At 64.5% G+C, this 17223-nt stretch carries 16 protein-coding genes; 8 read left to right on the top strand and 8 right to left on the bottom strand.

What is annotated here, in order from left to right; genetic code table 11:
- Window positions 1-3 precede the first annotated feature (3 nt).
- Window positions 4-750, top strand: coding sequence for a precorrin-6A synthase (deacetylating) (gene cobF / locus ACTUWL_RS03505; protein WP_021082148.1), 747 nt, complete (start codon window positions 4-6; stop codon window positions 748-750).
- Between the two features lie 55 nt (window positions 751-805).
- Here cobF and ACTUWL_RS03500 read toward each other — a convergent pair whose 3' ends face one another.
- From ACTUWL_RS03500 to ACTUWL_RS03490, 3 genes are all read right to left on the bottom strand, one after another.
- Window positions 806-997 (bottom strand): hypothetical protein, encoded by a 192-nt coding sequence (locus ACTUWL_RS03500; protein WP_021082149.1) that lies wholly within the window; start codon window positions 995-997, stop codon window positions 806-808.
- A gap of 298 nt (window positions 998-1295) precedes the next feature.
- Window positions 1296-2222 (bottom strand): response regulator, encoded by a 927-nt coding sequence (locus tag ACTUWL_RS03495; protein WP_021082150.1) that lies wholly within the window; start codon window positions 2220-2222, stop codon window positions 1296-1298.
- The gene (locus ACTUWL_RS03490) at window positions 2212-5580 is read right to left on the bottom strand and encodes a hybrid sensor histidine kinase/response regulator (RefSeq protein WP_021082151.1); all 3369 of its coding nucleotides are present in this window, start codon (window positions 5578-5580) and stop codon (window positions 2212-2214) included. The genes ACTUWL_RS03495 and ACTUWL_RS03490 overlap by 11 nt, the downstream gene beginning before the upstream one ends.
- Window positions 5581-5749: 169 nt before the next feature.
- On the opposite strand from ACTUWL_RS03490, the gene urtA reads away from it, so the two are divergent.
- The 7 genes from urtA (at window position 5750) to ACTUWL_RS03455 (ending at window position 12463) form a co-directional block, all read left to right on the top strand.
- Window positions 5750-7012 (top strand): urea ABC transporter substrate-binding protein, encoded by a 1263-nt coding sequence (urtA, locus tag ACTUWL_RS03485; protein ID WP_021082152.1) that lies wholly within the window; start codon window positions 5750-5752, stop codon window positions 7010-7012.
- 117 nt (window positions 7013-7129) lie between these two features.
- Window positions 7130-8056: an urea ABC transporter permease subunit UrtB gene (gene urtB, locus ACTUWL_RS03480; protein WP_021082153.1), complete on the top strand. Its 927-nt coding sequence runs from the start codon at window positions 7130-7132 to the stop codon at window positions 8054-8056.
- Between the two features lie 17 nt (window positions 8057-8073).
- Window positions 8074-9207, top strand: a complete 1134-nt coding sequence (gene urtC, locus ACTUWL_RS03475; protein WP_021082154.1) for an urea ABC transporter permease subunit UrtC — start codon at window positions 8074-8076, stop codon at window positions 9205-9207.
- 12 nt (window positions 9208-9219) lie between these two features.
- Entirely contained in the window at window positions 9220-9975 is a 756-nt protein-coding gene (gene urtD, locus ACTUWL_RS03470) for an urea ABC transporter ATP-binding protein UrtD (RefSeq protein ID WP_021082155.1), read from the top strand.
- Window positions 9976-10069: 94 nt separating this feature from the next.
- Window positions 10070-10759 carry an urea ABC transporter ATP-binding subunit UrtE gene (gene urtE, locus ACTUWL_RS03465; RefSeq protein ID WP_021082156.1) on the top strand — a complete coding sequence of 230 codons (690 nt, stop codon included), beginning with the start codon at window positions 10070-10072 and terminating at the stop codon, window positions 10757-10759.
- Window positions 10760-10791: 32 nt separating this feature from the next.
- A complete protein-coding gene (fmdA, locus tag ACTUWL_RS03460) occupies window positions 10792-12021 on the top strand; it encodes a formamidase (protein ID WP_021082157.1) in 1230 nt (409 codons plus the stop codon).
- An 88-nt stretch (window positions 12022-12109) separates the two neighbouring features.
- Window positions 12110-12463 (top strand): FmdB family zinc ribbon protein, encoded by a 354-nt coding sequence (locus ACTUWL_RS03455; protein WP_021082158.1) that lies wholly within the window; start codon window positions 12110-12112, stop codon window positions 12461-12463.
- Between the two features lie 3 nt (window positions 12464-12466).
- On the opposite strand, the gene ACTUWL_RS03450 is transcribed toward ACTUWL_RS03455, so the two are convergent.
- The 5 genes from ACTUWL_RS03450 to ACTUWL_RS03430 form a co-directional block, all read right to left on the bottom strand.
- Window positions 12467-13252: an ABC transporter ATP-binding protein gene (locus tag ACTUWL_RS03450; protein ID WP_021082159.1), complete on the bottom strand. Its 786-nt coding sequence runs from the start codon at window positions 13250-13252 to the stop codon at window positions 12467-12469.
- The gene (locus ACTUWL_RS03445; RefSeq protein WP_035653426.1) at window positions 13249-14022 is read right to left on the bottom strand and encodes an ABC transporter permease; all 774 of its coding nucleotides are present in this window, start codon (window positions 14020-14022) and stop codon (window positions 13249-13251) included. Before ACTUWL_RS03445 ends, ACTUWL_RS03450 begins: the two co-directional genes overlap by 4 nt.
- Window positions 14022-14966, bottom strand: a complete 945-nt coding sequence (locus ACTUWL_RS03440; protein ID WP_021082161.1) for an ABC transporter substrate-binding protein — start codon at window positions 14964-14966, stop codon at window positions 14022-14024. The genes ACTUWL_RS03445 and ACTUWL_RS03440 overlap by 1 nt, the downstream gene beginning before the upstream one ends.
- 135 nt (window positions 14967-15101) lie before the next feature.
- On the bottom strand, window positions 15102-15845 hold the full coding sequence (hutC, locus tag ACTUWL_RS03435) for a histidine utilization repressor (protein ID WP_021082162.1): 744 nt from the start codon (window positions 15843-15845) through the stop codon (window positions 15102-15104).
- Window positions 15842-17200: a formimidoylglutamate deiminase gene (locus ACTUWL_RS03430; protein WP_021082163.1), complete on the bottom strand. Its 1359-nt coding sequence runs from the start codon at window positions 17198-17200 to the stop codon at window positions 15842-15844. The genes hutC and ACTUWL_RS03430 overlap by 4 nt, the downstream gene beginning before the upstream one ends.
- Between the last annotated feature and the right edge of the window lie 23 nt (window positions 17201-17223).

The following is a 17223-nucleotide window of genomic DNA, read 5'->3' as shown; positions in this document are numbered from 1 at the left end:
GCCATGTTGACGTTTTCGCTGATTGGTATCGGTTGTGGCGATCCCCGACAGCTCACGCTCGCTGCAACAGCCGCGATCAATGCCGCCGATCTGATCCTGATCCCGCGCAAGGGCACGGCGAAGTCCGATCTCGCCGGCTTGCGCAGGACGATTTGCGCGCAGGCACTGAGTAATACCCGCACCCGGATTGCCGAGTTCGACCTGCCGGTGCGGGACGCCGGCGAGGAAGATTATCGCAGGGGCGTCGACGATTGGCATGATGCGATCGCTGCGACCTGGTCGCTGGAGATCGCACGCCATCTCGGCGGCGAGGGGCGCGTCGCCCTGTTGATCTGGGGCGATCCTTCGCTTTACGACTCGAGCCTGCGGATTGCGCGACGGCTTGATCCGCTGCCTGACATCGCGGTGATCCCGGGCATCACGTCGATCCAGGCGCTGTGCGCGGCGCATGCGCTGCCGCTCAACGAGATCGGCGAGCCGTTCGTGGTCACGACGGGGCGCCGGCTTCGTGAGGGTGGTTGGCCGGCTGGCGTTGACACTGTGGTCGTGATGCTCGACGGTGGCACGGCTTTCGAGACGCTGGATCCTGCGGGCCTGAAGATCTGGTGGGGTGCCTATCTCGGCATGCCTGATCAGATCATCATGGCAGGGGAGCTCGCGGAGACCGGTCCTCGCATCGTCGCCGCGCGGCGGAAGGCGCGTGCGCAGCACGGCTGGATCATGGACTGTTATGTCTTGAAGCGATCGTGATCGCGGATCGCGCCGGCACGCGATGCCGCCGCGGGTCTCAGGTCTTCAATGGGTCTCAGGTCTTCAACCCGCGAATGGACGGCTGGATGGTGAGGCGATAGGCAACGAGCCTGTCGCCATCGAACTGCTCGAGCGTCGTTTCGCAAACCGGGCAGCGATACTCACCCCTGTCGCCCGATCTGGAGACCAGCTCAAGGCGCCGGAATCCGGCCCCGCAGCGTGGACACGTGACGTCGTCCTTCTTCATCAAGCCACCCCAGAACAACACCGGCGGTATTTTGTAACCCAGACCGCGCGGCGGAACTATGGTCATGGCCGGAGGGCTGCGGACCATTCGTGCATGGGAACAAACGATGCGCCCGCACCGAGCCGGAGACGCCGCAGCCGACCGCGCCGAACGGGTCGTCCAGTTCGACGCATTCCGGTGATCCGGCAATGGGTTATGGCTCGACCTTGAGAGGGGCCGTCTGCGATCGGAATTGCGCACCCATCATGGCTGCCGCGTTGCCGCATCGGGGAGCTGTGACGCCGCGGCGGCCGCAGGGTCAGGACTTGCGATGCCTGGCGTTGACTGCGATCGCCGCGGCGGCGGTGCGGTTCTCGACCCCGAGCTTGGCGTAGATTTGCTCCAGGTGCTTGTCGACGGTGCGTGGGCTAAGGCCCAGGATCTGCGCGATGTCGCGGTTGGTCTTGCCCTTGGAGAGCCAGGACAGCACCTCGCCCTCGCGGGTGGTGAGGCCGAGCTCGCTGGAGAATTCCGCGGGCATGTCGCCGCTGGTGTCTTTTGCCAACCGCAGCAGGAATTCGTTGGGCCCGAGCTTGCCCATGTATTGCAGCCGAAGCTGCTCGTTGCCGGGGAAGGACGCCACGGTCGCGGTCTTCTTTCCAGCCGTACCTTTTTGCGCCTGTTCGATCCATTGCGGCATCGGATCCGGCAAGACGAAATCATCGGCGGCATCGGCGAGCGTATCCGACAGCAGTTTCTGGGCCTGCGGCGTCGCCCATAGCAGCGCGCCGGCGTTGTTGACCGCGAGCAGATAGCGACCGGAGACATCGAGCGCGGCGCGGGCGCTTTGCGTCATCCGCGCGTTGGCGAGATGGACCCGAATGCGCGCCAGCATCTCCTCGATCACGATCGGCTTGGTGACGTAGTCGACGCCACCGGCCTCCAGTCCGTGCACGATGTGCTCGGTCTCGGCCAGGCCCGTCATGAAGATGATCGGGACGCCGTCGAGCCCGGCATCGCGCTTCAGCCGCCGGCAGGTCTCGAAGCCGTCCATGCCCGGCATCACGGCATCGAGCAGTACGATATCGGGCGTGATCTGGTCGACGATGCGCATTGCGGAGGCGCCGTCGAGCGCGACCATCACGGTCATGCCGGCGCTGTCGAGCGCGTCGGTGAGCAGGCGCAATGTCTCCGGCGAGTCGTCGACGACGAGCGCGACGTCGCGCTTTCTCTGTTCAGTGGTCATAGCTGTGCAATATCTTCAACGTCGCCATATATTGATCGAGATCGAACCGGTCGACCAGCGTACGCATCTGTTCGACGAAGTCAGCGTGCTCGGGACACTCGTTGCCGATCTCGTCGAGCTTGAGCTGGATCGCCCTGACATAGCCGAGCTGGCCGAGGCTGATCAGCTCTTCGACATATTTGACCGGCGGGCGCGAACCACTCTCGGGCTTCCATTGCGGCGGCGGTGCCTGCTCGGCCTCGTACTGCCACTCGATCTTGAGCAGTTGGCGGATGGTCTCGAGCAGCCGCGGGATGTCGATCGGCTTCATCAGATAGCCGTCGTGGAACGGTTGCGCCAGCGGCGCGCCATGGGCTTCCAATGCGCTCGCCGAGATCATCAGGATGCGGGCCTGGTGATGGCCTTCGGAGCGCAAGGTTTCGGCGACCGTCCAGCCGTCCATGCCCGCCATCGAGATGTCGAGCAGGAACATGTCCGGCCGGCAATGCTGGGCGAGGGCAAGGCAGCCGGGCCCGTCCGGCGCGCTGAGCAGGATGAAGCCGAGCGGCGCCAGGATCTCGCGCAGGAGGTCGCGCTGGGTCGGGTCATCGTCGGTGATCAGGATGGTCTTGCGCGGGCCGTGATAGCCGTAGACGGGTGCATCGACCGGCGCGTCGCGGCGCGGGTTGGTGACCTCGGACAGCAGCAGCTTGACCTTGAAGGTGCTGCCGGTGCCGACCGTGCTCAAGACCTTGATGTCGCCCCCCATCACGCCGGCGAGCAGGCGGCTGATGGTCAGGCCGAGCCCGGTGCCGGTCTGCGGCTGGGTGACGCCGAGCGCGCCGCGCTCGAACGGCGCGAAGATCCGCTCGAGGTCGTCGGGCTGGATGCCCGGCCCGGTGTCGATCACCTCGAACTCGGCGACCGGGCTACGGTAGTGCACCACGAACTGCACCCGACCGGATTGGGTGAACTTGATTGCATTGGATAGCAGGTTGATCAGGATCTGCCGCAGCCGCTTCTCGTCGGCATAGACCACGACGGGCAGCACGGCCGGCCGCTTGAACACGAAGTCGATGCCTTTTGCCGCAGCTTGCAGGCGGAACATGCCGACCAGCTGTTCGAGGAAATCGTTCAGCCGCACCTCGTCGCGCGACAGATAGAGCCGGCCGGCCTCGATCTTGGAGATGTCGAGGATGCCGTCGATCAATCCCGACAGATGATCAGCGCTGCGGCGGACCACGCGCACCTGCTCGCGCGGCCGCACCTGCAGACTGTCGTCCTGCTCCAGCAGCTGCGCGTAGCCGGAGATCGCATTCAGCGGCGAGCGAAGCTCGTGGCTGAGGCCCACGACATAGCGGCTCTTGGCGAGATTGGCCGATTCCGCCACTTCCTTGGCGCGCTGCAGCTCGGCGTCGGTACGCTTGTGGGCGTCGATTTCCTGGATCAGCAGCGTGGTCTGTCGCCGGGTTTCGGCTTCCGCGGCGCGCCGGCTCTGCTGCGCCAGCACAAACAGCCAGGCGACGACACCGATGATGATGGTCAGTGCAAAGAACACCTTCCACAGCACGTCGGCCAGCAATTCATTGGCATGCACGGCTGCTGTCGTTTGCAGGTAGATCAGGCCGAGCACCAGCGCGACGAGGCCGGCCGAGACCGCGAACACGCCGAGGTAATGTCCGAGTTGCGAGTTGAGGCGGGCGTAGATCGGCTGCGGCATCACCTTGCCCAGCGCGTCCGAGACTTGCGCACCGATCCGGCCGTGCGGCTTGCAGAGATCGTGGCAGCGCGCGTCGAGCGAGCAGCACAGGGAACAGATCGGGCCGGCATAGGCCGGGCAGGCGGCCATGTCCTCGGGCTCGAAGGCATGCTCGCAGATACAGCACTGGATCGATTCAAGGTTCTGCCAGCTCCGCTTCGGCTTGCGCGCGATGTAGTACTTGCCGTCGGTCGCCCAGGCAATCAGCGGGGCCGTGATGAAGGCGACCGCGAGCGCGACGAAGGCGGACAGCGCCTTCGCGGTTGGACCGAACAGGCCGTAGAACGCGCTGATCGAGATGACGGTTGCGATCGCCATCGCGCCGACACCGACCGGATTGATGTCGCAGAGATGGGCGCGCTTGAATTCGATGTGCTGTGGGCGAAGGCCGAGCGGCTTGTTGATGACGAGGTCGGCCACCAGCGCGCCGACCCAGGCGATCGCGACATTGGAGTAGAGCGCCAGCGTCTGCTCCAGCGCCTTGTAGACGCCGATCTCCATCAACAGCAGCGCGACCACGACGTTGAAGACCAGCCACACCACGCGACCGGGATGCGAGTGGGTGAGACGGGAGAAGAAGTTCGACCAGGCGATCGAGCCGGCATAGGCATTGGTGACGTTGATCTTGACCTGCGACAGGATCACGAACGTGCCTGTCAGCGCCATCGCGAGATCCGGCTGCGACAGCACGTAACGGAAAGCTTCGAGATACATGTTCGCCGGCTCGGCGGCATGCTCGGCCGACACGCCGTGGCTGAGCGCGAAGAAGGCCAGGAACGAGCCGGCCAGCAGCTTCAGCGCGCCGAGCACGATCCAGCCGGGGCCGGCGCCGAGCAGCGCGATCCACCAGGCCTTGCGCGAGGTGCGGCGGTCGCGCGGCAGGAAGCGCAGGAAGTCGACCTGCTCGCCGATCTGCGCCACCAGCGCGAACACGACGGAGGCCGCGGTGCCGAACAGCAGAAGGTCGAGATTGCCCGCGGGATCGCCGTGCTCGCCGGCGAATTTGCGCCACTCGGTGAAGGAATGCGGATTGGCCCAGGCGATCGCCGCGAACGGCATGATGTGGAGGATGATCCACAGCGGCTGGGTCCAGAGCTGGAACCGGCTGATCAGCGTGATGCCGTAGATGACAAGCGGAATGATCACGACCGCGCTGATCAGGTAGCCGATCGGCCGCGGAATGCCGAAGCACATATCGAGCGCGCTGGCCAGGATCACCGCCTCGATCGCGAAGAAGATGAAGGTGAAGGAGGCGTAGATCAGCGAGGTGATGGTCGAGCCGATATAGCCGAAGCCGGCCCCGCGGGTCAGGAGGTCGATGTCGATGCCGCTCTTCGCGGCATGGTAGGCGATCGGCAGCCCGCACAGGAAGATGATGACGCTGACGACCAGGATCGCGGCGGAGGCGTTCATCGCGCCATAGTTCAGCGTGATGGTGCCGCCGATCGCCTCCAGCGCCAGGAAGGAGATCGCGCCGAGCGCGGTGTTGGCGACGCGCGCGGCGGACCAGCGCCGCGCGCTCTTGGCCGTGAAGCGCAGCGCGTAGTCTTCCAGCGTCTGGTTGGCGACCCATTGATTGTATTGGCGCCTGACGCGGTCTATCCGCTGCCGCCCTGCCACTCGCTCAAACTCCTGGTCCACGATGCGCTGATCGCGGGCAAATCCCGTACCAAAAACCTACGTCGCTATTTTGCGGTGCAGTATACGCGATCTCACGTATCAGTGCGCCGCACAAAAGTAAGCAATCCTCGCCTCATCAATAAGCGTTCTCGAACCAGATGGGGTGCTCATGTCAGACGAAACAAAACCAGGACTGCAGTCTCCGCTCCGCCGCAAGCTCTTGATGGGAATGGCGGCATTGCCGGCCATGTCGATGCTGGGCCGTCCGGCCTTTGCCGACGTTCCTGCAACTTCCGCGGTCAACACCACCGGTCTTGCAGTCACTAATAGCGAAGTCACGGTCGGCATCCTGCACTCCGTCACCGGCACCATGGCGATCTCCGAGACCGGCTCGGTCGAGGCCGAGAAGCTCGCGATCGAGCAGATCAACGCCGCCGGCGGCGTGCTCGGGCGCAAGATCAAGTTCATCCAGGAGGACGGCGCGAGCGACTGGCCGACCTTCGCGGAAAAGGCGAAAAAGCTCCTGGTCAACGACAAATGCGCCGCCGTGATGGGCTGCTGGACCTCGGCCTCGCGCAAGGCGGTGCTGCCGGTGTTCGAGCAGTACAACGGCATGCTGTACTACCCGACCTTCTACGAAGGCCTCGAGCAGTCCAAGAACGTGATCTACACCGGCCAGGAGGCGACGCAGCAGATCATCGCCGGCCTCGACTGGGTCAACAAGACCAAGGGCGCCAAGAGCTTCTACCTGCTCGGCTCGGACTACATCTGGCCGCGCACCTCGAACAAGATCGCGCGCAAGCACATCGAAAACCACCTGCAGGGCTGCAAGGTGGTCGGCGAGGAATACTTCCCGCTCGGCTCGACCCAGTTCAACTCGGTCATCAACAAGATCAAGCTGACCAAGCCGGACGTGATCTACGCCATCATCGTCGGCGGCTCCAACGTCGCGTTCTACAAGCAGCTCAAGGCGGCCGGCATCGACCTGTCGAAGCAGACGCTGCTGACCATCTCGGTCACCGAGGACGAGATCGACGGCATCGGCGGCGAGAACATCGCGGGCGCCTATGCCTGCATGAAGTATTTCCAGTCGCTCGACAATCCGAACAACAAGGCCTTCGTGCCGGCGTTCAAGAAGATGTGGGGCGAGAAGACCGTGATCGGCGACGTCACCCAGGCTGCCTATCTCGGCCCGTGGCTGTGGAAACTGACGGTGGAGAAGGCGGGCTCCTTCGACATCGACAAGATCGCGGCGGCTTCCCCCGGCGTCGAGTTCAAGGGTGCGCCGGAAGGTTATGTGCGGATTCACGAGAACCATCACCTCTGGTCGAAGACCCGCGTCGGCCGCGCCAAGGCCGATGGCCAGTATGAGCTGATCTACGAGACCGCCGATCTCGTCGAGCCGGATCCATTCCCCAAGGGCTACCAGTGAGGCCGCGCGCCTGAGCGCAGGTCACATCAACGCATCGCGGCGTGGACGTCACCGCCCACGCCGCCGATCGGGCGCCGCGCGCGTCGCGGCGCATGCCCCTGGACTGGAGGACGACAGATGTTCGGCGACTATTCGATCAGTGATCTCGGCGCCATCCTTGCGATGCAGGGATTTGCCGGGCTCATCCTGTTCTCCGTCTACGTGCTGATGGCACTCGGGCTTGCCATCATCTTCGGCCAGATGGGCGTCATCAACATGGCGCACGGCGAGTTCATGATCCTGGGGGCCTACGTCACCTGGATGACCTCGAACGCGGTGCAGCACGCCGCGCCCTGGCTGTTCCCCGGCTACTTCTTCATCGCGATGATCCTGGCGTTCATCGCCTCCGGCGCGCTCGGCATGCTGGTGGAGTGGGCGCTGATCCGCCATCTCTACAAACGTCCGCTCGATACGCTGCTGGCGACCTGGGGCCTCAGCCTGATCCTGCAGCAGGCCTACCGCTCGATCTTCGGCGCACGCGAAGTCGGCGTCGAGCTGCCGGAATGGATGATGGGCTCCTGGCAGGCTACCGACTCCATCCAGATCCCGATCAACGGCATGTTCGTGATGGCGCTGACCATCCTGATCACGATCGCGGTCTCCTACGTGCTGTTCTGGTCGAACTGGGGCAAGCAGGTGCGCGCCGTGGTGCAGAACCGCGTGATGGCAGGCGCCGTCGGCATCAATACCGAGAAGGTCGATCGTTACACCTTTGGTCTTGGCTGCGGCATCGCCGGGATCGCCGGCTCAGCCTTCACCATGATCGGCTCGACCGGGCCAACCGCCGGCCAGCTCTACATCGTCGACACCTTCCTGGTCGTCGTGTTCGGCGGCGCCGCCTCGCTGTTCGGCACCATCGCCTCCGCCTTCTCGATCTCGCAGACCCAATCGACGCTGGAATTCTTCCTGTCGGGTTCGATGGCCAAGGTGATCACGCTGTTGACCATCGTCGCGATCCTGATGGTGCGTCCGCAGGGGCTGTTCGCGCTCAAGGTCCGCAAATAAGAACAAGCAGGCTGGTCATGATCAACTCGCGCTTTTTCAATCGCTCCGAACTGCTCGGCTTCCTGGCGCTCGCGGTGCTGCTGTTTCTGATCCTGCCGCTGTCGCTGGACATCTTCCGCCTCAATCTGGTCGCCAAATATTTGACCTACGCCTTCGTCGGCATCGGCCTCGTGCTGTGCTGGGGCTATGGCGGCATCCTGAGCCTGGGGCAGGGCGTGTTCTTCGGCCTCGGCGGCTACTGCATGGCGATGTACCTCAAGCTCGAGGCATCCTCGGTCGCGAACACCAAGATCCAGTCGACGCCGGGCATCCCGGACTTCATGGACTGGAACCAGCTCACCTCGCTGCCCTTCTTCTGGAAGCCGTTCCACAGCTTCCCGATAACGCTGCTGGCGATCCTGCTGGTTCCCGCGTTCTTCGCGCTGATCATCGGCGCTGCGATGTTCAAGCGCCGGGTCGGCGGCGTCTATTTCGCGATCATCACGCAGGCGATCGCCGCGATCCTCACCATCCTGATCGTGGGGCAGCAGGGCTACACCGGCGGCATCAACGGCATCACCGATTTGCGCACGCTGCACGGCTGGGACATCCGCACCGATCACGCCAAGTTCATTCTGTATTTCGTCGAGGTTGTGCTGCTGTTCGGATGCATCGTCGCCGCGCAATTCATCCGGCTGACAAAACTCGGGCGCATCCTGGTGGCGATGCGGGAGCAGGAGGACCGTGTGCGCTTCTCCGGTTATAGCGTCGCCAACTTCAAGATCTTCGCGTTCTGTGCCGCGGCGGTGTTCGCTGCGATCGGCGGCGCCATGTTCACGCTCGAGGTCGGCTTCATGTCGCCGTCCTTCGTCGGCATCGTGCCGTCGATCGAGATGGTGATCTACACCGCGGTCGGTGGCCGGATGTCGATCTTCGGCGCGGTCTGGGGTGCACTCTTGGTCAATTTCGCCAAGACCAGTCTCTCGGAATCCTTCCCGCAGCTCTGGCTGTTCGGCCTCGGCGCGCTGTTCATCGCGGTCGTGCTGGCGTTCCCGAACGGGCTCTCCGGCATCTGGGCGGACCACATCCAGCCCCGCATCGATCGCCTTTTGTCATCACGCAAATCGAAATCGGCGGCCGGCATGATCGCCGACGGCGCACCGGCCGAGTGAGGAGGGACCATCATGCTCGTCGGCCATCAGCCCAAAGACTTCCTGCTCGCGGTTTCCGGTCTCACCGTGTCCTTTGACGGCTTCAAGGCGGTGAACGATCTCTCCTTCTATGTCGAGGAGAACGAGATCCGCGTCATCATCGGCCCGAACGGTGCCGGCAAGACCACGGTGCTCGACCTGATCTGCGGCAAGACCCGTGCCACGTCAGGCTCGATCCAGTTCCGCGGCCAGGAGCTGACCAAGCTGCGCGAGAACGAGATCGTGCAGGCGGGGGTGGGTCGCAAGTTCCAGACGCCGTCGGTGTTCGAGGATCTGACGGTTTTCGAGAACCTCGAGATTTCCTTTCCGCGCGGCCGCACCGTGTTCGGCTCGCTGACCTTCCAGCGTGACGACACCGTCAAGCAGCGGGTCGAGGAGGTCGCCGAGATGATCTTCCTCAAGGATCGCCTCGACACCTATGCCGACCAGCTCAGCCACGGCCAGAAGCAGTGGCTGGAGATCGGCATGCTGCTGATCCAGGATCCGGACCTCCTGATGCTCGACGAGCCGGTGGCGGGGATGAGCGTGTCCGAGCGCGCCAAGACCGCAGAACTGCTCAACCGCATCATCAAGGACCGCTCGGTGCTGGTGATCGAGCACGACATGAAGTTCGTCGAGGACATCGCGCACAAGGTCACGGTGCTGCACCAGGGCCAGATCCTGTCCGAGGGGACCATGGAGCACGTCAAGAACGATCCCAAGGTGATCGAAGTGTATCTGGGGCATTGATCGATGATCGAAACGCCACGAGCGGCAGACGCGCACTCGGTTCACCTCTCCCCGTCGGGGAGAGGTGAAGACAACCCGGCAATAGAGGACGCACATGCTGGCAATCAATGATCTTCACGTCGCCTACGGCCAGAGCGAGGTGCTGCACGGCCTCAACGTCAAGGTCGCGGCCAACGAGATCGTCGCGATCATGGGCCGCAACGGCATGGGCAAGACCACGCTGATGAAATCGCTGATGGGCATCTTGCCGGCCAAGAGCGGCAAGGTGACCATGGACGGCACCGAGCTCGGCGCGATGAAGAGCTACGAGCGGGTGGCGAAGGGGCTCGCCTACGTGCCGCAGGGCCGGATGATCTTCTCCACCATGACGGTGAAGGAGAACATCGAGACCGGCCTTGTGGTGTCAGGCGACTCCGAGGTGCCCGGCGACATCTACGAGCTGTTCCCCGTGCTGCTGGAGATGAAGGGCCGCCGCGGCGGCAATCTCTCCGGCGGACAACAGCAGCAGCTCGCGATCGCCCGCGCGCTGGCGACCAGGCCAAAAGTGCTGCTGCTCGACGAGCCGACCGAAGGCATTCAGCCGTCGATCATCAAGGACATGGCGCGCACCCTGAAACGGATCCGCGACGAGCGGGGGCTGTCGATCGTGGTCTCCGAGCAGGTGCTGAGCTTCGCGCTCGACATCGCCGACCGCGTGCTCGTCATCGAGAACGGCGAGATCGTCCGCGACGATCCGCGCGCTGGCGTCGATGCCGCGCAGATCTCAAAATATCTGTCTGTGTAACCAACCACCAGTAAGCGAAGGGGAGCAATGCGATGCCAGATACACTGATCAAGGTCGATCTCAGCAAGTCGGCCTATGAAAACGACAAGATCCACAACCGCTGGCATCCCGAGGTTCCGATCGTCGAGTGGGTCAGCCCCGGCGACGACTTCATCATCGAGACCGTCGACTGGACCGGCGGCTTCATCAAGAACAACGACTCGGCCGACGACGTGCGCGACATCGATCTGTCGATCGTGCACTTCCTGTCCGGCCCGATCGGCGTCAAGGGCGCCGAGCCGGGTGACCTCCTGGTCGTCGATCTGCTCGACGTCGGTCCGTTGAAGGAGAGCCTGTGGGGTTTCAACGGCTTCTTCTCCAAGCAGAACGGCGGCGGCTTCCTCACCGACCATTTCCCGCTGGCGCAGAAGTCGATCTGGGACATCAAGGGCCTCTACACCTCGTCGCGCCATGTTCCCGGCGTCAACTTCGCCGGCCTGATCCATCCCGGCCTGATCGGCTGTCTGCCCGATGCCAAGATGCTGGCGGCGTGGAATGCGCGCGAAGCCGAGCTGATCGCGACCAACCCGACCCGCGTGCCGGGCCTCGCCAATCCGCCGTTCGCGCCGACCGCGCATGCCGGCCAGGCCAAGGGCGACGTCAAGGCCAAGATCGGCCTCGAGGGTGCCCGCACCGTGCCGCCGCGCGAGCACGGCGGCAATTGCGACATCAAGGACCTGTCGCGCGGCTCGAAGATCTATTTCCCGGTCTATGTGCCGGGCGGCGGGCTCTCGATGGGCGATCTGCATTTCAGCCAGGGCGACGGCGAGATCACCTTCTGCGGCGCCATCGAGATGGCCGGCTGGCTGCACATCAAGGTCGACCTGATCAAGGACGGCGTGTCGAAATACGGCATCAAGAATCCGGTATTCAAGCCGTCGCCGATCACGCCAAACTACAAGGACTACCTGATCTTCGAGGGCATCTCGGTCGACGAGGCCGGCAAGCAGCATTACCTCGACGTCCACATCGCCTATCGCCAGGCCTGCCTGAACGCGATCGAATACCTGAAGAAGTTCGGTTACTCCGGCGCCCAGGCCTATTCGATCCTCGGCACCGCGCCGTGCCAGGGCCACATCTCCGGCGTGGTCGACGTGCCCAATGCCTGCGCCACGCTATGGCTGCCGACGGAGATCTTCGACTTCGACATCATGCCGTCGTCGGCAGGACCGATCAAACACATCAAGGGCGACATCCAGATGCCGATCTCGCAAGACAAGTAATCCCTGCGCGAAGGGTGCGGGACGGCTGCGTATAGGCCGCCCCGCATCCATCGCCGGATGTCACACGACTGCGCAAGGATTTACGGAAATGCCGATCTACGAATATCTCTGCAATGACTGCGGCCCGTTCACCGATATGCGGCCGATGGCAGAATGCGACCTGCCGCAGGACTGTCCGCAATGCGAGACGACGTCGCCGCGCGTGATCCTGACCGCACCGGCGTTCTTCTGCATGCCGTCGGACAAGCGCAAGGCATACGCCACCAACGAGCAGAGCCGGCACGCGCCGAAGACGCTCGACCAGTACAAGGCCGCGCACGGCCCGGGCTGCGGCTGCTGCTCGTCGTCGTCCGGAAAGAAGAAGCCGGCGCGGCTGATGACCAAGACCAAGAGCGGCGCCAAGGGGTTTCCGACCGCGCGGCCCTGGATGATCAGCCACTGATCATCAGGCCTGTTCGGCGACCTTCAGGGCCTCGGTGCGGATCTCCTCGACCAGCCGCTCCTTCAAGGCGACGAATTCGGGTGTGGTCTTGATCTTGTAGGAGCGGGGATGCGGCAGGTCGACCGCGATCTCCGCCTTGATGCGGCCGGGACGGGCGCTCATCACGATCACGCGGCTGCCGAGGAAGATCGCTTCCTCGATGTCGTGGGTGACGAACAGCACCGTCTTCTGGGCGCGCTCCCAGATCCCGAGCAGCATTTCCTGCATCAAGGCGCGGGTCTGGTTGTCGAGCGCGCCGAACGGCTCGTCGAGCAGCAGGATTTTTGGGTCGTTGGCGAGCGCGCGGGCGATCGCCGTGCGCTGCTGCATGCCGCCGGACAACTGCTTGGGCCAGTGGTTCTCGAAGCCCGACAGTCCGACCCGGCGGATGAAGGCGTCGGCGATCTCATGCCGCTCGGCTTGCGATGCGCCGCGCTCGCGCAGCCCGAAGGCGATGTTCTCCCGCACGGTCAGCCAGGGAAACAGCGTGTAGGACTGAAACACCATGCCGCGATCGGCGCCGGGGCCGGTGACCTCGCGGCCGTCGAGCGTGACGCGGCCGCTGGTCGGCCGGTCAAGCCCGGCGATGATCCGGAGCAGCGTGGACTTGCCGCAGCCGGACGGGCCGAGGATGGTGACGAAGTCATTGTCGACGACATCGAGCGTGGTCGGCTCCAGCGCCCGAGTCGGCGCATTGCCGCCGCGCGCGGGGAAGGTGCGCGAGACCTGATCGATCCGAAGCAGGGTCATGCGAGCTTCCACGGGAACAGCCAGGCGTTGAACGCCTTGAACAGGAAATCGGAGATCAGGCCGATCAGCCCGATCACGATGATGCCGAAGATGATCTGGCCGGTGTTGAGCAGCGCCTGGCTGTCGGTGATCATGTGCCCGATGCCGGACGACGAGCCGATCAGCTCGGCGACGATGACGTAGGTCCAGGCCCAGCCCAGCACCAGGCGCAGGATTTCGGCGATCTCCGGTGCGGCTGATGGCAGCAGCACGCGGCGGATGATGCCGCTGTCGCGCGCGCCGAGCGTGTAGGCGGCTTCGACCAGATCACGCCGCGTGGCGCCGACGGTGACGGCCACCATCAGGATGATCTGGAACACGGCGCCGATGAAGATCACCAGCAGCTTTTGCAATTCGCCGATGCCCGCCCACAGGATCAGCAGCGGGATGAAGGCCGACGCGGGCAGATAGCGCGCAAAGGACACGAACGGTTCGAGGAACGCCTCGACCGGCTTGTAGGCACCCATCAGCACGCCGAGCGGCACCGCGATCACGGCGGCAAGCGCGAAGCCGCCGATGACGCGCCAGATCGTCATGCCGATGTCGAACAGGAAGCCCTGTTTGGCAAGCAGCTCATAGCCTTCCTGCACCATGGTCAGCGGGTTGGCGAGGAAGGTCTTGGACACATGGCCGCCGAACGTCGCCCAGGACCACAGGGCGACGAACAGCACGAAGAACGCGAGGCCGTAGGCCACGCGCTGCCTCGATGTGGTCGGTTCGAGAGGACGCATCACTTGATGAAGCTGGCGTCGTAGATGTCTTCGACCTTCGGCGCGGCCTTGATGATGCCGACCTCGAGCAGGAGCTCGGCGGCGTCCTTGTTGAAGGAGAGGAAGTCGCCGGCGAAGAACTTCTGGTTGGCGGCCTTGTCCTGCCAGCGCAGGTACTTGGCCGAATTGCCGAACTGCTCGCCGGTCTGCTTCACGTCCGCGCCCATGATCTCGTAGGCCTTGGCCTGGTCCTTGGCGATCATGTCGAGCGCCTCGAAATAGCTGTTGGCCAGCGCCTGCGCCGCCTTCGGATTGTCGGTCAGGAATTTCGGGGTGCAGCCGAATGTGTCCATCACGATCGGGTAGTCGAGCGTCGTGGCGATGATCTTGCCCTTGTCGGGCGCGGCGCGCACCGTCGACAGATAGGGCTCGTAGGTCATCGCAGCGTCGTTCTGGCCGGAGACGAAGGCCTGCGCCGCGGCGGCGGGCTCAAGGTTGACCACGGTGACGTCCTTCACCGAGAGACCGTTCCTCTTCAGCATCCAGGCCAGCGCGAAATAGGGCGAGGTGCCCGGCGCCGATGCCGCGACCGTCTTGCCCTTGAGGTCCTTGATCGCCGCGACGTCGTTGCGCACGGCCATGCCGTCGGCGCCATAGCTCTTGTCGAGCTGGAAGATCTGCTTGGTCGCGACGCCATTGGCGTTCCAGGAGATCCAGGTTTCGACCGTCGTCGCGGCGCACTGAATGTCGCCCGAAGCGATCGCGAGATGACGGTCCTTCTGCGGGATCTTCTTCAAGGTGACGTCGAGGCCGTTCTTCTTGAAGATGCCGGCCTCCTTGGCGAGCGTCAGCGGCGCGAAGCCGGTCCATCCGGAGATGCCGACGCCGACCTTGATGTCATCCGCGAACGCTGCCGTGGACGCGAGCAACGCGACCATTGCGGGCAATAGCTTGAAGGAACGCATGAGTGTTGACCCCTTGAACGATGGATTGAACCCTGTTGATTGCTCTTACGTCAGTCGCGGCGGATTGCCGCATCAGGAACGTCGGTGGTTGGTGGCCTATGATGCATTGCATGAATTATGCCGCGCAAGACGTCGTCAGCCTCCCTTGAAACGCGCGACCAGGCGGTGCGTCTCGCCGGGATAATGCAGCCGCACCGCCGTCACCGTGCGTGCGCTGCGCCAGGTGTAGCGGTCGATCACGAGGCAGGGCGCGCCGACCGCGATGGCGAGGGCCTTTGCCGTGCGGTCGTCGGCAACCACTGCGCTGATCGTATGTTCTGCCTCGGTCCACGGCACGTGGTGCAGCAGCCATGATCCCGGCGGCTCGCGCGCAAAATCCGCGTTGGCAGCTTCGGGAACCGTGGAGAGATCGATCAGCCTGTCCTCGACGGCGAACGGCACATCGTCGGCGCTGTGCCGGCAGGCGATCGCGATCACCTTGCCGGCGGTGCCGACGCCGAGCCGGGCGCGATCGGCCGATGTCGCGGTGCGCCGCCGGCAATCGATCAGCTGATAGCCGTAAGCGCGGCCGAGCGCGGTGATCTCGGCTCTGATGTCGGCGATCTTGAGCACTGCGGACATATGCTGCGGACGGCGCACGAATGAGCCGGCGCGCCGCCGCCGCTCGATCAGGTCGGCCTGCGCCAGTTCCGACAGCGCCTTGTTCACGGTCATGCGCGAGCAGCGGTAGCGCGCCATCAACTGGTGCTCGAACGGAATGCGGTGACCGGGCGGCCACTCGCCGGTCAGGATCCGTGTCTCGATGTCGAGCCGGATTCGCTTGTAGAGTGTCGGCTTGCCGGCTGCATTGGGTTTGGCCCGATCGGAAGCGAGGCTCATGCGACGAGCCTCCGGACGCTGGCGTTGAACCGCTCGCGCGCACTGTCGCGCAGCCGGTGCCGTCCGCCCGCGACCAGTTTGTCGCCGCCGGCCCAGACGCAGTCGATCGCGTCGCTGCCGGCCGCAAACAGCCAGCCGTCTAGCACTGCATCGCCCGACCGTCCCGCCAGCGACGGATGCGTGGTGTCGAGGCTGACGATGTCGGCGCGGGCGCCGGGTACAAGTCCTGACTTGGCCTGTGCGAGCGCCTGCGCGCCGCCCGCGAGCGCGTGATCGAACAGCGCACGGCCGGTGGACGCGCCGGGACGCCCCGAGAGCACGTTGCGCTCGCGGTGTTTCAGCCGCTGGCCGTATTCGAGCTGCCGCAGTTCGTCGGCGACCCCGACCAGCACGTTGGAATCGGTCCCGACGCCGAACCGGCCGCCCGCGGCGAGGAACTCACGCGCCGAGAAGATGCCGTCGCCGAGGCTTGCTTCGGTGATGGGGCAGAGGCCGGCAACAGCGCCACTGCCGGCGAGCGCCGTGACTTCCTGCTCCGTCATATGGGTTGCATGAATCAGGCACCAGCGCTGGTCGACGGGCGCGTGTTCGAGCAGCCACTCGACCGGCCGCTGTCCCGACCAAGCGAGGCAATCCCCCACCTCGCGCACCTGTTCGGCAGCGTGGATGTGGATGGGGTCCGCTCCGGCAAGCGGAATGATCGCCGCGAGTTCATCCGGCGCCACGGCACGCAGGCTGTGCGGGGCGATGCCGATATTGGCGCCGGGCAATTTTCGGATCGCATCGCGCGAAGCCGCCATCAGCGTCGTGAACTGATCGACCGAGCAGATGAAGCGGCGTTGCCCGGCATGCGGTGCTGCGCCGCCGAAAGTGCCATGGGCATAGAAGCTCGGCAGCAGCGTGAGCCCGATGCCGGAGGCGTCGGACGCCTCCGCGATGCGCACCGCCATCTCGGCCGGATTGGCGTAAGGCGAGCCGTCCCGATCATGGTGAAGATAGTGAAACTCGCCGACGCGGGTGAAGCCCCGCTCGAGCATCTCGACATAGAGTAGCGTCGCAACGGCCGTGACGTCGTCCGGCGTCATCGTCAGCGCGAAGCGATACATCGTCTCGCGCCAGGTCCAGAACGTATCCGTCGTATCGCCGCGCAGTTCGGCAAGGCCGGCCATGCCGCGCTGAAAGGCGTGGCTGTGCAGGCTCGCCAATCCCGGAACCGCCAATTGGTGACGTTCGTCGGCGTCCGTGGATGCGACGCCGGCCGTCACCGAGGCAATGATGCCGTCGGTGAACTCGACCCGCACGTCATTGGCCCAGCCCGAGGGCAGCAGCGCGAATGCGAAATGCAGTCGTGTCATTTTTCCATGCCGGCTGGACAGAA

Source organism: Bradyrhizobium sp. WCU1 (assembly GCF_053474805.1).
The sequence above is the reverse complement of the archived record's forward strand: the minus strand, read 5'-3'. Positions and strand labels throughout refer to the sequence as shown.

Coding starts and splice junctions, on each gene's coding strand:
- urtE (WP_021082156.1), top strand. CDS start 10,070: ATGCTGGCAATCAATGATCTTCACGTCGCCTACGGCCAGAGCGAGGTG.
- ACTUWL_RS03440 (WP_021082161.1), bottom strand. CDS start 14,966: ATGCGTTCCTTCAAGCTATTGCCCGCAATGGTCGCGTTGCTCGCGTCC.
- ACTUWL_RS03450 (WP_021082159.1), bottom strand. CDS start 13,252: ATGACCCTGCTTCGGATCGATCAGGTCTCGCGCACCTTCCCCGCGCGC.
- ACTUWL_RS03495 (WP_021082150.1), bottom strand. CDS start 2,222: ATGACCACTGAACAGAGAAAGCGCGACGTCGCGCTCGTCGTCGACGAC.
- urtC (WP_021082154.1), top strand. CDS start 8,074: ATGATCAACTCGCGCTTTTTCAATCGCTCCGAACTGCTCGGCTTCCTG.
- urtA (WP_021082152.1), top strand. CDS start 5,750: ATGTCAGACGAAACAAAACCAGGACTGCAGTCTCCGCTCCGCCGCAAG.
- fmdA (WP_021082157.1), top strand. CDS start 10,792: ATGCCAGATACACTGATCAAGGTCGATCTCAGCAAGTCGGCCTATGAA.
- urtD (WP_021082155.1), top strand. CDS start 9,220: ATGCTCGTCGGCCATCAGCCCAAAGACTTCCTGCTCGCGGTTTCCGGT.
- hutC (WP_021082162.1), bottom strand. CDS start 15,845: ATGAGCCTCGCTTCCGATCGGGCCAAACCCAATGCAGCCGGCAAGCCG.
- ACTUWL_RS03455 (WP_021082158.1), top strand. CDS start 12,110: ATGCCGATCTACGAATATCTCTGCAATGACTGCGGCCCGTTCACCGAT.
- cobF (WP_021082148.1), top strand. CDS start 4: ATGTTGACGTTTTCGCTGATTGGTATCGGTTGTGGCGATCCCCGACAG.
- urtB (WP_021082153.1), top strand. CDS start 7,130: ATGTTCGGCGACTATTCGATCAGTGATCTCGGCGCCATCCTTGCGATG.
- ACTUWL_RS03500 (WP_021082149.1), bottom strand. CDS start 997: ATGAAGAAGGACGACGTCACGTGTCCACGCTGCGGGGCCGGATTCCGG.
- ACTUWL_RS03445 (WP_035653426.1), bottom strand. CDS start 14,022: ATGCGTCCTCTCGAACCGACCACATCGAGGCAGCGCGTGGCCTACGGC.
- ACTUWL_RS03430 (WP_021082163.1), bottom strand. CDS start 17,200: ATGACACGACTGCATTTCGCATTCGCGCTGCTGCCCTCGGGCTGGGCC.